Consider the following 15,076-nt stretch of genomic DNA (forward strand, 5'->3'; position numbering starts at 1 on the left):
CGGGACGTGCAATACGACGTTCGACTTGGCCTCCCCACACGCGGCAAGGCCAGTTACTACCAGGGCCGATTGATCGCCCCTCGATTGCCTAACGCGCCAGACGGCGCAGTCGGGCCAGCATGCGATTCCACAACCGGGCCTCTTGATGCGGGACTCCAGAGGCGTAGTGACCCGGACGCGTAATGGAGCGCGTGACCAGGGTCATCGCGTGAATGGTCACGTGATCCACGATCGACAGGTGGCCAAGGATCCCGGCGCCGCCCCCGATTGCGCAATGCGCGCCGATCCGGGCACTGCCCGCAATCCCCACACAGCCGGCGATGGCTGTATGGTCGCCAATCTCGACGTTATGGGCAACATGAACCAGGTTGTCGATCTTCACACCCCTCCCGATCCGCGTTGCGCGCAACGCCCCGCGATCGATGGTCGTGTTCGCTCCAATTTCCACATCGGAACCGATCACGACATGGCCTAGCTGTTCGATCTTCTCCCAACCCTGTTCACCCGCAGGCGCGAATCCGAAGCCATCGGCCCCGATCACGCAACCACTGTGCAGGATGCAGCGATCCCCCACCGCAACGCCTTCAAGCAGGGTCACACGGGGGTGCAGGAAGGTATCGGCCCCCACCATCACCCCCTCGCCCACCACGCAGTGCGCCCCCACGACACTCTGGGGTCCCACCGTAGCCCCCGCGCCGATCACCGCCCCAGGCCCCACGAATGCGTCGGGAGCAACCGAGGACTCGGGATCCACAAACGCACCCGGATGGACACCCGCAGCTCGGGCGCGACGTGGCCTGCCCAGCCACTGACTCGCTCGGGCATAGCCCAGGTAGACATCATCCAGGTGGATCAGGGTTCGGGAAGCCGTCGATTTCAGCCCCGCGGCCTCCGGCACCAGGACCACACCCGCGGCACTCGCTGCCAGGGCCTCGGCATGACGCCCGGCGTCCGTCACAAAACTCAGATCGCAGGGACCTGCGGTGGCCAGCGGGCTCAACCCGGTGAAGCGGCGTTGATCATCGCCCGTGAGCTGCCCGCCCAGCGCCTCCGCCAGCTCGCGGGCTGAATACCCGCCGTCAGTCTCGCTGCATTGTGGCAAGGATGTCGTCCGTGATGTCGATCCGGTCACTGGCATACAGCACGTTGCGCTCGGTCAGGATCAGATCAATGTCGCGTTCCCGGGCGAGATCGACGATGGCATCGTTGATCCGTCGCTGCAGTTTGGCCAGCTCTTCGTTGCGGCGTACGTTCAGGTCTTCGCTGAAGCTCTCCTGCGCCCGCCGGAACTCGCGCGAACGTTGCGAGAACTCCCGCTCCAGATCCGCCCGTTCCGAAGGGTTCATCAGGTCCCCATCACGTTCCAGCCGGTCACGCAGCCGCTGCAGCTCCTCACGTTCCGCCACCAGCTCCGAATCGCGCGGCGAAAACTCGCGCTCCAGTTCGCGCATGGCATCTTCGGCCTGCGGCGAATCCTCGAGAATCCGGTTCATCGTCACGAATGCCACGTTCTGCGCCCCGGCGACAGCGGGTACCACCAGCCATCCGCTGGCGACGAGAATCACCGCCGCGAACCAGGCCATCCCGGATCTCATGTCGCCTCCCGATGCGCTTGCATCGATCATCCTCAGAAACTGGCCCCCAGCAGGAACTGGAAGCGCTGCAGCTCGTCACCCGGCTGATTGTTGAACGGCTCGGCCACGCTGAAGCTCAGCGGCCCCACCGGCGAGAACCAGGTCACCGCCACACCCGCCGATGCCCGCAACTCGCTGGTATCAAAGTCCGACACATCATGGAACACATTCCCCGCGTCCACAAAGGTACTCATGCGGACTCCATCGTTGTCGGCTGCAAACGGCATCGGGAAGAACAATTCCGCGGAAAGCGTAGTCCGGAAACGCCCACCGTAGGGATCATCATTGGAATCGCGCGTCGCCACCTGACCATCGCGGATCGGTCGCAGATCGCCCAGCTGGTTGTCCTCGTAACCGCGGACCGAGCGAATGCCCCCGGCAAACAGCCGTTCGTAGAACGGGACGTCATCCCCTCCGTAACCATCCGCGTACGCGAGCCCGGCGGAGAGGCTGAAGGAGTACCGATCGGACAGCCGGAAGATCTCCTGACCCGAATAGGTGAGCTTGTAGAACTCGCGGTCACTGCCCGGCACCGTGACCTCCAGGCCGACCCGATGACGACGGCCTTGCGAAGCGAAGGTCGTGCTGTCCCGAGTGTCGTGAATATAGCTTGTCTCCAGCTTGTAGAGGTTCGCGGAATCGCCAAATTCGTCCAGCTCGTCGATGATCTCGTCCGGGGTTCCGATACGATTATTGGAGCGTTCGACCGTCTCGATTTCAATGTTCTCGAAACCCGGGCGCACCTGAATCCGGTCGAACTCCGACAGCGGAATCCCGTAGGTCACGTCGAAACCAAAGCGGTTGGATGAATACCGCGAGATGTTGGCCTCCTCGGCATCGATCTTGCGATAGAACACGGAGAACCCGCGACTCGCACCGGAGGGGGTGAAGTGCGGATTGGTGACGCTCATCCGGAACAGCTGGTTGACCTTGCTGGTACTCACCTCGGTGGAGAAGCGATTGCCGGTCCCAAGGAAGTTGTCCTGTGTCAGGCTCGCGGTCAGCAGCAGCCCCTGGTTCTGCGAGAACCCGGCGCCCAGCGACAAGGCCCCGGACTGCTGCTCGGTCACGGTGATATTCAGGTCTACTTCGTCATCGGTGCCGGCGACCCGCTCGGTCTCCACGTTCACGCTCTGGACGAACGGCAGCCGCTGGACACGCACCCGGGAACGTTCGACCAATGCCCCGTTGTACCAGGCGCTCTCCATCTGCCGCATCTCGCGGCGATACACCCGTTCCTCGGTGTTCTGATTGCCGGTGATCCGGATGTTCCGAACGTAGACACGCGGGCCCGGGTCGACGAAGAACGTGATCGCGACTTCGCGGTTGTCCTCGTCCACGTCGGGCACCGGGTTCACGTTGGCGAACGCGAAACCCTCCCGGGTCAGGCGTTCGCTGATCCGTTCGGCGGACTCGGTCACCTGACTGCGCGAAAACGGCGCATCGATGTCCACGTCAATCAGGCTTTCCAGCTCCTCTCGCGGGATCACGAAATCCCCGGCGAGATCCACACCCGTCACCGTATAGCGATCGCCCTCGTCGACGTTGATGGTGATAAACAAATCCCGCCGGTCCGGCGTCAGCGTCACCTGAGTGGAGTCGATATCGAACTCCAGGAAACCCTGATCCAGATAATGCGAACGGAGCTGTTCCAGATCCCCGGACAGCTTCTCGCGCGAGTAATTGTCCCGCCGACTGAAAAAGGCCCACCAGCGTGGCACGCCGGACTCGAAACGCCGGGTCAGTTCACGATCCGAGTAGCTCTCGTTGCCCACCACATTGACCTGGCGGATTTTGGCCACCGGCCCTTCGGTAATGTCGATCTCGATGTCCACGCGGTTACGCGGCAGTTCCACGATCTCCACATCGACCTGCACGTTGTAGCGCCCGCGCGCGAAATACTGCTGGCGCAGCTCGCTCTCGATGCGGTCCAGCATCGTGCGGTTGAATACCCGCCCGGAACGCAGGCCGGCCGAATCCAGCGCCTCGCGCAAGCCCTCGTCGGGGATATCCCGGTTACCGGAAAAATTGATCTCGTTGATCGCGGGGCGTTCCGAGACAATCACAACGAGGACGTCCCCGCGCCGGGCGATCTCCACATCGTCGAAGAAGCCGGTCTGGAACAGCTCGCGGATCACCTCCGGACTGCGATTATCGTCGAAGGTATCCCCAACCTGCACGGGCAGATAACTGAGCGCGGTACCGGCGGTGATCCGTTCCAGCCCCTCGATCTCGATATCCTCGATCTCGTAGGCCTGGCCCCAAGCCGTCCCCGCCAGGCCCAGCAAACCGACCAGGGCCATTCCTCTCAAGCTGTTTCGCGCCATGCTCTCCGCCAAAAAATAGGCCGTTCGGTGGGCTGATTGAGGCACCCGGGATGCGCTCCAGCGTGCCTTCGCCTAACCGAACAGTCGTGTCAAATCATTGTATAGGGCCAGCACCATCAGCCCCGCGATCGCCAGCAGACCCACCTGCTGACCGATTATCTGGGTGCGCTCCGACACCGGGCTGCCCTTCACCGCCTCGGCGGCGTAGTACAGCAAATGGCCGCCATCCAGCATCGGGATCGGCAGCAGATTGATGATCCCGAGCGACACGCTCACCAGCCCGAGAAATCCCAGGAACGCCGAAATCCCGATCAACGCCGAGACCCCCGCAAATTCGGCTATGGTAACCGGTCCGCTGATATTTTTAACCGACGCATCCCCGGTGATCATTCGCCAGAGGATGCCCAGTGTCAGGACGGTCACATCCCACGTCCGCTCCGCCCCCGAGACAAATGCCGATCCCGGACCCTGGCGCACCAGTACGGCCATGTCCCGTGCCGCCGATTGATCCGTATCCACGCCCGCGCCGATACGGCCAATGGCCACCCCCTCGTGATCCGTCGCCTCCGGCGTCATCCGTAGTTCCAGGGTGCGCCCGTCGCGCTCTACGGTGACCCGCAGATCGGCTTCTGGATGCGCACGCACCACCTCGACCCAGCGATTCCAGTCCGCGACCGGCTCGCCGTCCACTGCCAGCACACGATCCCCGACCTCCAGTCCGGCCGCCGCCGCCGGGCTCCCACCCTCGACGGCACCGATCCGCGGTTCCAGCATCGGCCGATAGGGCTGCAACCCCAGCTTGTCGAGGAACTGCCCCTCTGCCAGCAACGCCTGGCGATCCCGCAGATCCACCTCCCGCTCGATCTCTCGACCGTCCGTGCCCCGCAGCAGCAGGGTGACCGCCTCGCCGCGAACCGCATGGTCCAGCAGTCGCAGGTTGGCCTGCTCCCAGTCCGCCACTTCACGATCGCCCACCCGCAGGATCTCCTGCCCCCGCTCGAGGCCCGCCTCGGCGGCCGGCGTATCCGGCGCCACCTCGCCCAGGATGGGCTTGATCCCGCCCACGCCCACCATGAACATCACGGCGTAGACCAGGATCGCCAGCAGGAAATTCGCCGCCGGACCGGCCGACACCACGAACGTACGGGCCCCAAGACCTTTCTGGTTGAAGGCGCGCGTGACCTCTTCCTGAGCCACCGGACCCTCGCGCTCGTCGAGCATCTTCACGTAGCCACCCAGCGGCAATGCGGCAATCACGAATTCCGTCCGGTCCCGCCCGAAGTAGCGCTTGAAAATCGGCCGGCCGAAACCCACCGAGAAGCGCAGCACCTTCACCCCCACCAGACGGGCGGCGAGGTAGTGCCCATATTCGTGCACGGTCACCAGTACGCCAATGGCCACCGCAAACGCCAGCAGGCTCGTCAGGAACGTCATGACAGGACGGGTCGTGCGATCGCGACATACTCGCTCGCGACCTCGCGAGCTCGCCGGTCCGCACCCAGGACGCGATCCAGCGAATCGGCCGCCTCGGCCTCGATCGCCTCCAGGGTCGTGGCGATCACCGCCGGGATCTCGCTGAAGGCCAGGCGCTCTCCCAGGAAGGCATCCACCGCCACTTCATTGGCCGCGTTGAGAACCGCGGTGGCCGTCCCTCCACGCTCCAGTGCCGCGTAGGCGAGACCGAGCGCCGGGAAACGCGCCGCTTCCGGCTCGGAGAATTCCAGCTTGCCCATCGTGAGCAGATCCAGCGGTTCAACGCCCGACTCCATACGCTCGGGCCAGGCCAGCGCATGGGCGATCGGTGTGCGCATGTCGGGGTTGCCGAGTTGCGCGAGCACCGACCCGTCATCGTAGGCCACCATCGAATGCACGATGCTCTGCGGGTGAAGTACCACCTGAATCGTCGAAGGCGCCACGGCAAACAGCCAGCAGGCCTCGATCACCTCGAGCCCCTTGTTCATCATCGTCGCCGAGTCCACCGAGATCTTGCGCCCCATATCCCAATTGGGGTGGGCGCAGGCCTCGTCCGGCGTAATCCCGGCAAAGCTGTCCAGCGGACGGTCGCGAAACGGCCCCCCCGATGCGGTGAGCCAGATACGGCGTGCCCCGTGCGGTGTCACCGACTCGGCACAGACGTAGCCATTGGGAAGGCACTGAAAGATCGCGTTGTGCTCGGAATCGATCGGCAACAGACAGGCACCGGAGCGGCGCACGGCATCCATCAGCAAGGCCCCGGACATGACCAGCGCCTCCTTGTTGGCGAGCAGCACCCGTTTGCCCGCCTCGGCCGCGGCCAGCGTCGGCAACAGCCCGGCTGCGCCCACGATCGCCGCCATCACCGCGTCGACCCGGGGCTCCCGGGCGACCTCCGCCAGGGCCTCCGCACCCGCCCGCACCTCGGTACGCGAACCGACCGCCGCCAAAGCCGCGCGCAGGGCCTCGGCGGCGTCGGGATCGACCATCACGGCCACTTCCGGGTGGTGGGCGAGGCACTGCGCGCGCATGCGCTCCACATTGCAATGCGCCGTCAGGGCATACACGCGGAAGCGTTCCGGCTGACGCGCCACGACATCGAGCGTACTCAACCCGATGCTGCCGGTTGATCCGAGAATGGTGATCTGCGTCGTCTTCATGGGTACCTGCGTCCGTTCGCGCTATGCCGCCACCGGCGGGGCCGGAATCAGCGCCAGCCACAACAACCCGGCCAGGAAAACCGGAGCCGCCGCGACCATGCTGTCGAACCGGTCCAGAATACCCCCGTGGCCCGGCAGCAAGGAACCACTATCCTTCTCGCCAGCCTGTCGCTTCAGGATGCTCTCGAACAGGTCCCCCACGACCGAGACCAGCCCGATCAGCACCGACAGTAGCAGGAATACCATCGCGTCCATCGGCTCGAGGCCCCAAACGGCCGCCACCACGATCGCGAAGGCCAGCACCGTCAGTAGCCCGCCAAGCAAGCCCTCGCGGGTTTTCCCCGGACTGATATGCGGCGCCAGCGGGTTGTGCCCGAACGCCTTCCCGGCGAAATACGCCCCGGTGTCGGCCAGGCCAACCAGCACCACCAGATAGACCACCAGCAGAGGCGCCAGGGCATGCAGCCACACCAGGCCCATTCCCGCCGGCACCAACGTCATGATCGCGGCCACCGCAAAGAGGGTCCGACGGGATGCCGGCGCGGCCGTCTCGCGCTCGCGATAAAACGGCAACAGCAACAGGATCACCAGCCACCACAGCAACACCAGACCCAGGATCAGGTAGTGCAACCCCGCAACCGGCGCCAGACCAAGCGCAACCACGGGAACCACCACGGCCGCCACCAGCGCACCGCGTGCCAACGGGTTTTCGAGCCCGGCCAGTCCGCCCCACTCCCAGGTCGCCAACCCCAGGACCAGCGCGACCAGCGCCAGCACCGCCCAGTTCGGGCCCCAGGCCACCAGAGCCAGCGCCGGCAAACCCAGCGCCGCGGCGGTCAGAATCCGTTGTTTAAGCACTCGGTACCTCCCGCGCACTTGCCTCGGCGGCTCCGGTCACGCAGCCGAAACGCCGCTGGCGACTCGCATACCACGCCAGCCCCTGTCGCAGATCATCGGCTGTGATGTCCGGCCAGAACGTCTCGACGAAGAGCAACTCGGCATACGCCGCCTGCCACAGGAGGAAATTGCTGATGCGGCGTTCGCCGCCGGTGCGGATCATCAGATCGACGTCCGGCATCCCGGCCGTGCTCAAATAGCCGGCGAAAGAAGTCTCGGGATTCGCCCCTTCATCGCCGGCGGCTACCCAGCGGCGGGCCGCCTGCAGGATGTCCCAGCGGCCACCGTATCCCAGTGCCACGACAACCCGCATACCCTCGTTGGCGGCAGAGGCCTGCTCGGCTTCCGCCATCCGCGTCTGCAGATCCGACGGGAAGCTTGCGCGATCGCCAATAAAGGTGAGCGCGATGCCGCGCTCGATCAGTTCCGGGAGTTCCGCCTCGATGGCGGACACAAACAGATCGAACAGTGCCTCGACCTCTTCGCGCGGGCGGCCCCAGTTCTCGCTGCTAAAGGCGAACAGCGTCAGGGTGCCCACGCCTTGTTCGGCGAAAAACCGCACGGCATGCCGCGTCGCCTCCAGCCCCGCCCGGTGGCCTTCGGAACGACTCAGACCTCGGGCCTCGGCCCACCGCCCGTTGCCGTCCATCACGATGGCCACGTGCGCCGGGAGCGCCTCGCTGGGTGAAGTAGTAACCGGCATCGCCTGCGCCGGTCAGACTTCCATCAACTCGGCTTCCTTGTCCGCAAGCATCGCGTCGACCTTGGTGATGTGGTCGTCGGTCAGCTTCTGGATCTGATCCTGCGCCTTGTGCTCGTCGTCTTCGGACATCTCCTTGTCCTTGACCAGCTGCTTGAAGGCGTTGTTGGCATCCCGCCGGATATTGCGCACGGCCACCCGCGCATGCTCGGCCTCAGCCCGGACGACCTTGACCAGGTCACGGCGGCGTTCCTCGGTCAGCGCCGGCAGCGGAACACGGATCGTCGTCCCCATGCTCGCCGGATTGAGTCCCAGATCCGAAGTCATGATGGCCTTCTCGATCTTGCCTACCATATCCTTCTCGTACGGGACCACGGAGAGCGTGCGTGCGTCCTCGGCATTGATGTTCGCGACCTGGTTGATCGGCACATCCATGCCGTAGTACTCCACATGCACATGTTCGAGCAATGTGGGGTGCGCACGGCCGGTTCGAATCTTCGATAGCTCGTTGCGCAGCGCTTCCAGGCTCTTGTCCATGCGTTCGCGCGCATCTTTCAGGGTGGCGTCACTCATTACGGGCTCCCTCGACCAAGGTGCCGACCGCCTCGCCCATCACGAGCCGTTGCAGGTCGCCCTTGGCAAACATGTTCATTACACGGATCGGCAGGCCATTGTCTCGGCACATCACCAGGGCCGTGGTATCCATTACGCCCAGACGCTGTTCCAGCGCATCGTCGAACGTCAGCCGCTCGTAGCGTCGGGCATCCTTGGTGGTCATCGGATCGGCATCGTAGACCCCGTCGACCTTGGTCGCCTTGATCATGATGTCCGCGTTGATCTCGATCGCTCGGAGGCTCGCCGCGGAATCCGTGGTGAAGAATGGATTGCCAGTACCGGCTGCAAACACCACGATGCGCCCCTTTTCCAGGTGGCGTACCGCACGCCGGCGGATGTAGTCCTCGCACACCTGGTTGATGCGGATCGCCGACATCACCCGGGAAAAACGCCCGGCGCGCTCGATCGCATCCTGCAGCGCCAACGCATTGATCACCGTTGCCAGCATGCCCATGTGGTCGCCGGTCACCCGGTCCATGCCGCCTTGTGCCAGACCCGCACCGCGGAAGATGTTGCCGCCACCGATCACGATGCCGACCTCGACCCCCATGCGGGAGAGCTCCGAGACCTCTTCGGCCACCTGCGCCAGGACATCCGGGTCAACCCCGTAGGATTGCTGACCCATCAGGGCCTCCCCACTCAACTTCAGAAGGATGCGCCGGAACGCGGGCTGGCTGTCCTGACTCATGGGGTTCCTTATCTCGGGCTCGGTTGTTCTCGCTTGCCAGTTTTTTCTGGCCCTTTTATCCGGAAGCGGCCGCATCAAGCGGCCGCCTCGGAGTCCTTCTGGATCAGGCGCCGCGCGCCTGAGCCATTACCTCTTCGGCAAAGTTCTCGGTCTTCTTCTCGATCCCCTCGCCCACCTCGAAACGGATGAAGCCGGAGACCGAAGCACCCTTGCTTTCCAGCAGCTGTGCGACCGTCTGATCGGGATCCTTCACGAACGGCTGGCCCACCAGGGTGATCTCGCCCAGATACTTGCGGATACGCCCCTCGATCATCTTCTCGATGATGTTCTCCGGCTTGCCCGATTCCTCGGCCTGGGCCTTGAAGATCGCACGTTCCTTGTCGAGCATCTCGGTCGGCACCTGACTCTCGTCGATGCACACCGGATGGCTGGCCGCGATATGCATCGCGATATCCTTGGCCAGCTGCTCGTCACCACCGTTGAGGCCAACCAGCACGCCAATCCGGGCACCATGCTGATAGAAACCCAGCGCACCTTCCGCGGTCATGCGTTCGAAACGGCGGACCTGGACGTTCTCGCCGACCTTGGCGATCAGCTGAGTACGCTGCTCTTCCAGGGTCTGACCCTCGACGGTCTCGGTCATCAGGCCTTCCACCGAATCGGCGGCGGTGTTCAGCGCCACATTGGCGCAGGCGCTGGTGAAGGCACGGAAGTTGTCGTCATTGCCGACGAAGTCCGTCTCGCAGTTGATCTCGACGATCACCGCGCGCGAACCGTCGCTGGCAATCTCGACGCGACCTTCGGCCGCGACACGATCCGCCTTCTTGTCGGCCTTGGCCATGCCGGACTTGCGCATTGCCTCGACCGCCGCTTCCAGATCGCCGCCGGTTTCGGTCAGGGCCTTCTTGCATTCCATCATGCCGGCGCCGGTGCGCTCGCGCAGTTCTTTTACTTGTGCAGCAGTAATCTGCATCGTTGCTTGCTCCTGAATCATGCTCGAGCCGGCCGCCAGCGTGGCGACCGGCTCCTGTTATCAAGCGGGGTTGGCGGGCGACGCGGTGTCGGGGGCGTCAGTCGTTGCAGCGGCCGGCTCGGCGGCTTCTGCTTCGCCCATGCCACCCGTGGTCACCGCACCCTTGGCCTCGATGATGGTATCGGCGATCGCAGCCACATAGAGCTGAATCGCACGCATCGCGTCATCGTTGCCCGGGATCACGTAATCCACGCCTACCGGGGAATGGTTGGAATCCACCACGGCGACGACCGGAATGCCGCGCTTCTTCGCCTCGGCCACCGCAATCTTCTCGTAGCCGACGTCGATCACGAACATCGCATCGGGCATGCGGTTCATGTCCTTGATACCGCCCAGGCTGCGATCCAGCTTGTCCTTTTCGCGGCGACGGCTCAGGGCCTCGCGCTTGTTCAGGACCTGGAAGCTGCCATCGGCGTCCATCGTCTCGAGGTCCTTCAGGCGCTTGATCGACTGCTTGACGGTGTTGAAGTTGGTCAGCATGCCGCCCAGCCAGCGGTGGCTCACGTGCGGCATGCCGCAACGGTTTGCCTCTTCGGCCACCACGTCGCGCGCAGAGCGCTTGGTGCCGACGAACATGATCTGGCCACCGTCGGCAGCGATCTTGCCGAGGAAGTTCAACGCATCGTTGAACATCGGCAGGGACTTCTCGAGGTTGATGATATGAATCTTGTTGCGTTCCCCGAAGATGTACGGGGCCATCTTGGGATGCCAGTAACGCGTCTGGTGGCCGAAGTGCACACCGGCCTCCAGCATCTGTCGCATAGTCACGAGGGACATGAGTTTTCTCCTGTAACGGGTTGAGCCTCCACGCATCCCGATCTGAAACCCGAACCGAATCTTCTTCGAGGGCGGGCACCCGACAGATCGTGCCGATGCGTGTGTGGATTAAGGTTTCGGGAGTCGCCCCGCAAAAGGCGGCTTCCGGCCCCGCCGAATTGCCAGCGAGGCGCGCGCTTTATAGCATAGGACACTTACCCGAACCAAACGCCGAGCCCCTCCGGGCGCCGCGGCGGGAGCCCCCATGTCCGTTTCCATCAAGACCCCCGAAGAGATCGAACACATGCGCGTCGCCGGCCGCCTGGCCGCCGAAGTCCTCGAGATGATCGAGCCCCACGTGCAAGCCGGCGTGACCACCGGGGAACTGGACCGGATCTGTCACGACTACATCGTGAACACCCAAGACGCGATCCCGGCCCCACTCAACTATCGCGGCTTCCCAAGGTCGATCTGTACCTCGGTGAACCATCAGGTCTGCCACGGCATCCCGGGGGATCGCAAGCTGAAGAACGGCGATATCCTCAATATCGATATCACCGTGATCAAGGACGGCTTCCACGGCGACACCAGCCGCATGTTCGTGATCGGCAAGGCCGGTATCCAGGCCCAGCGGGTGATCGACGTGGCACGTACCAGCATGTACCTCGGCATCCAGCAGGTTCGCCCGGGCGCAACGCTGGGCGATATCGGCCACGCGATTCAGGTGTACGCCGAGGCACAACGCTGCTCCGTGGTGCGCGAGTTCTGCGGCCACGGGATCGGGCGCGGCTTCCACGAGGATCCGCAGGTCCTGCACTATGGCAAGCCTGGCACCGGTATGACCCTGAGAGAAGGCATGTGCTTTACCATCGAGCCGATGATCAATGCCGGCCGCCGCCACACCCGCATCCTGGCGGATGGCTGGACCGCCGTGACCAAGGATCACAGTCCGTCGGCGCAGTGGGAACACACACTGCTGGTCACCGCCGACGGTTACGAGATCCTGACCCTGCGCAAGGACGAAACCCCACCGCAGGAGATCGCGGCCTGATCGAAGGCCATCACGCCTGTTCCCCGCTGATTCGAACCGCCCAACCTACGGAGCTCCAATGAATCCTGCGGGCAGCACCCCCGGCGAACTCGATACTCCGGCCTTCACCCCCGGCTGGGGCGAGGACTACCAGCGGCTGAGCCGCAACCCGGGGAACATCGCCCTGTTCCGGGACCGGCGCCGCGCCATCCTGGAACAGCAATACCAGGGCTTTCGCGACGGCATGCCGATCGCCGAACTGATCCATGGCCACGCCCGGCGCATCGACGAGCTTCTCAAGCTGATCTGGGCCCAGAAGGGCCTCTCGGATGACGACCAGCTATGCCTGATCGCGGTCGGTGGCTATGGCCGCGGCGAACTGCACCCGGCCTCCGATATCGACATCCAGATCATCCTCGAGGGCGAACATGATCCCGCCCTCTTCGACCGGATCAGCGACTTCGTCACGTTCCTCTGGGACATCGGCATCGAGGTCGGGCACAGCGTGCGCAGTATCGACGACTGCACCCGCGAGGCGCGCGACGACATCACCGTCGCGACCAACCTGATCGAGGCCCGCTACCTGGCCGGCCATCTCAGCCTGTTCAACGACTTCCGCGGCGCCATCGAGCCCGACCGCATCTGGGACTCGCGCAGTTTCTATGCCGCCAAGCTGGCCGAACAACAAGCCCGCCATCGGCGTTTTGGCGAGACCGCCTACCGCCTCGAGCCGAACGTCAAGGAAGGCCCCGGCGGCCTGCGCGACATCCAGATGATCGGCTGGGTCACCAAGCGTCATTACGGCGCCGAGCGCATCGAAGAGCTGGTGTCACTGGGCTTCCTGCGCGAGGGTGAGTTCCGCGAGATGATGGAGGGCCAGAACTTCCTCTGGCGCGTGCGCTTTGCCCTGCACATGCTCGCGGGCCGCCGCGAGGACCGCCTGCTTTTCGATCTGCAGCGCCAGTTGGCCAACACCTTCGGCTTCGTCGACCAGAACCACAACCGGGCGGTCGAGCAGTTCATGCAGCGCTACTTCCGCACCATCAACGATCTCGAGCGGCTGAACGAACTGCTGCTGCAGCACTTCAACGAGGCCATCCTCGACGATCCGGAAGCCTTGCAGGACCCCATACGCATCCACCAGCGTTTCCAGGTCCGGGGCGGCTACCTCGAGGCGGCGCACGATCAGGTCTTCATGATCTATCCGCCGGCGCTGCTGGAGGTCTTCCGCCTGCTCCAGGAACACCCGGAGATCCAGGGCATCCGCGCCTCCACCATCCGCCTGATCCGGGCCCACCGCCACCTGATCGATGGGCACTTCCGCCGCAATCCGGTGTGCCGCGAACTCTTCATGGACATCCTGCGCGCCCCGCGCGGGATCACCAGCCAGCTGCGCCGCATGAACCGCTACGGCGTGCTGGGCAATTACCTGCCGGCCTTCGGGCGCATCATCGGACGCATGCAGTACGACCTGTTCCACGCCTACACCGTGGACGAGCACACCCTGAACGTGGTGCGCAACGCGCGCCGCCTGGCGCTGCCCGAGTTCGCGCACGAACAGCCCCTGGCGCACCAGATCTACTCCGGACTGGTGCGCCCCGAACGTCTGGTGCTGGCCGCCCTGTTTCACGACATCGCCAAGGGCCGCGGGGGTGATCATTCCGAGCTGGGGGCCCACGATGCCCTGCATTTCTGCCAGCATCACGGCCTGTCGGACGCGGATGCCGGCCTGGTCGCCTGGCTGGTGCGTTCCCACCTGCTGATGTCGCTGACGGCCCAGCGCAAGGACATCTCCGACCCCGAGGTCGTCATGGGTTTCGCCCGCGAGGTGGTCACCCGCGAACGCCTGGACTTTCTCTATCTGCTGACCATTGCCGATATCCGCGGAACCAATCCAGAGCTGTGGAACAGCTGGAAGGATTCCCTGCTCCAAACCCTTTATCACGCCACCCGCAATGTCCTGGACCGGGGTCTGGATACCCCGCCGGACATGGACGAACAGATCCGGCAAACCCGCACCGAGGCACTCGCGTTAATCGAACAACAAGGCTTCGATACCGATCAGGCCCGGAAGTTGTGGGACGAACTGGACGACGAATACTTCCTGCGCCATTCCGCCGACGAGATCGCCTGGCACGCCCGGGCCCTGCTGCCACTCCCCCCGGACGCCCTCCCCCTGATCCTGGTGCGCCCGAAGACCTCGCGCGGGAGCACGGAGATCTTCGTCTACGCCAGCGACCATCCCCGGATCTTCGCGCGCATCACCAGCGCCCTGACCCAGTTGGGACTGGACATCGTGGACGCACGGATCATCACGACCGCAGCCGGCCGCACGCTGGATACCTTTCTGGTTCTCGAAAGCGGCGGGGGCCAGACGGTGGATGCCGGTTATCGCTCCGAAGAGATCCGCCAGAGCCTCGAACGCGAACTCGAACGCGAAGGGACCATCCCCAACCCGGCCTCACGCCAGCTTCCACGCCGCCTCAAGCACTTCGACGTGGATACGCAGATCGAATTCGAACCCGCTGCGGGCGGCCAGGCAACGCGCATGCGGCTGCGCGCTTTGGACCGACCCGGCCTGCTGTCGACCATCGGGCATGTCCTTGCCGAGCAGGGAATCGACGTGCGGACTGCACGCATCGCCACGGCCGGGGAACAGGTCGAGGACAGTTTCCTCCTCAGCCGCCCAGGCCACGCGGCGCTCGATGACGAGGATCAGGCCCACCTGCGCAAGGCCCTGCTCGGCGCCATCTGACGGCAACC

The 15,076-nt window shown here is 64.4% G+C and carries 13 protein-coding genes; 2 read left to right on the forward strand and 11 right to left on the reverse strand.

Annotation, left to right across the window (positions count from 1 at the left end; genetic code table 11):
* Positions 1–88 precede the first annotated feature (88 nt).
* The 11 genes from lpxD to rpsB form a co-directional block, all read right to left on the reverse strand.
* Positions 89–1,102, reverse strand: a complete 1,014-nt coding sequence (gene lpxD, locus D573_RS0110595; protein WP_018938611.1) for a UDP-3-O-(3-hydroxymyristoyl)glucosamine N-acyltransferase — start codon at positions 1,100–1,102, stop codon at positions 89–91.
* Positions 1,080–1,583: an OmpH family outer membrane protein gene (locus D573_RS0110600; protein ID WP_018176726.1), complete on the reverse strand. Its 504-nt coding sequence runs from the start codon at positions 1,581–1,583 to the stop codon at positions 1,080–1,082. The genes lpxD and D573_RS0110600 overlap by 23 nt, the downstream gene beginning before the upstream one ends.
* Positions 1,584–1,627: 44 nt before the next feature.
* Positions 1,628–3,961: an outer membrane protein assembly factor BamA gene (gene bamA, locus D573_RS0110605; protein WP_369772883.1), complete on the reverse strand. Its 2,334-nt coding sequence runs from the start codon at positions 3,959–3,961 to the stop codon at positions 1,628–1,630.
* Positions 3,962–4,033: 72 nt separating this feature from the next.
* On the reverse strand, positions 4,034–5,395 hold the full coding sequence (gene rseP / locus D573_RS0110610) for an RIP metalloprotease RseP (RefSeq protein WP_018938609.1): 1,362 nt from the start codon (positions 5,393–5,395) through the stop codon (positions 4,034–4,036).
* On the reverse strand, positions 5,392–6,594 hold the full coding sequence (ispC, locus tag D573_RS0110615) for a 1-deoxy-D-xylulose-5-phosphate reductoisomerase (RefSeq protein WP_018938608.1): 1,203 nt from the start codon (positions 6,592–6,594) through the stop codon (positions 5,392–5,394). The genes rseP and ispC overlap by 4 nt, the downstream gene beginning before the upstream one ends.
* A gap of 21 nt (positions 6,595–6,615) precedes the next feature.
* Positions 6,616–7,452 carry a phosphatidate cytidylyltransferase gene (locus D573_RS0110620; RefSeq protein ID WP_018938607.1) on the reverse strand — a complete coding sequence of 279 codons (837 nt, stop codon included), beginning with the start codon at positions 7,450–7,452 and terminating at the stop codon, positions 6,616–6,618.
* On the reverse strand, positions 7,445–8,194 hold the full coding sequence (gene uppS, locus D573_RS0110625; protein WP_018938606.1) for a polyprenyl diphosphate synthase: 750 nt from the start codon (positions 8,192–8,194) through the stop codon (positions 7,445–7,447). The genes D573_RS0110620 and uppS overlap by 8 nt, the downstream gene beginning before the upstream one ends.
* Before the next feature lie 12 nt (positions 8,195–8,206).
* Positions 8,207–8,764 carry a ribosome recycling factor gene (gene frr / locus D573_RS0110630; RefSeq protein WP_018938605.1) on the reverse strand — a complete coding sequence of 186 codons (558 nt, stop codon included), beginning with the start codon at positions 8,762–8,764 and terminating at the stop codon, positions 8,207–8,209.
* On the reverse strand, positions 8,757–9,494 hold the full coding sequence (gene pyrH, locus D573_RS0110635) for a UMP kinase (RefSeq protein WP_018145574.1): 738 nt from the start codon (positions 9,492–9,494) through the stop codon (positions 8,757–8,759). The genes frr and pyrH overlap by 8 nt, the downstream gene beginning before the upstream one ends.
* A 103-nt stretch (positions 9,495–9,597) precedes the next feature.
* Entirely contained in the window at positions 9,598–10,467 is an 870-nt protein-coding gene (tsf, locus tag D573_RS0110640; protein ID WP_018938604.1) for a translation elongation factor Ts, read from the reverse strand.
* A gap of 60 nt (positions 10,468–10,527) precedes the next feature.
* Positions 10,528–11,304: a 30S ribosomal protein S2 gene (gene rpsB, locus D573_RS0110645; protein WP_018938603.1), complete on the reverse strand. Its 777-nt coding sequence runs from the start codon at positions 11,302–11,304 to the stop codon at positions 10,528–10,530.
* Between the two features lie 244 nt (positions 11,305–11,548).
* Between rpsB and map the strand changes: the two genes are divergently transcribed.
* Both map and glnD read left to right on the forward strand, forming a co-directional pair.
* Positions 11,549–12,334: a type I methionyl aminopeptidase gene (map, locus tag D573_RS0110650; protein ID WP_018145571.1), complete on the forward strand. Its 786-nt coding sequence runs from the start codon at positions 11,549–11,551 to the stop codon at positions 12,332–12,334.
* Positions 12,335–12,392: 58 nt separating this feature from the next.
* Positions 12,393–15,068: a [protein-PII] uridylyltransferase gene (glnD, locus tag D573_RS0110655; RefSeq protein ID WP_018938602.1), complete on the forward strand. Its 2,676-nt coding sequence runs from the start codon at positions 12,393–12,395 to the stop codon at positions 15,066–15,068.
* Positions 15,069–15,076: the final 8 nt, after the last annotated feature.

Source organism: Thioalkalivibrio sp. AKL9 (assembly GCF_000377825.1).
GTDB lineage: Bacteria > Pseudomonadota > Gammaproteobacteria > Ectothiorhodospirales > Ectothiorhodospiraceae > Thioalkalivibrio > Thioalkalivibrio versutus.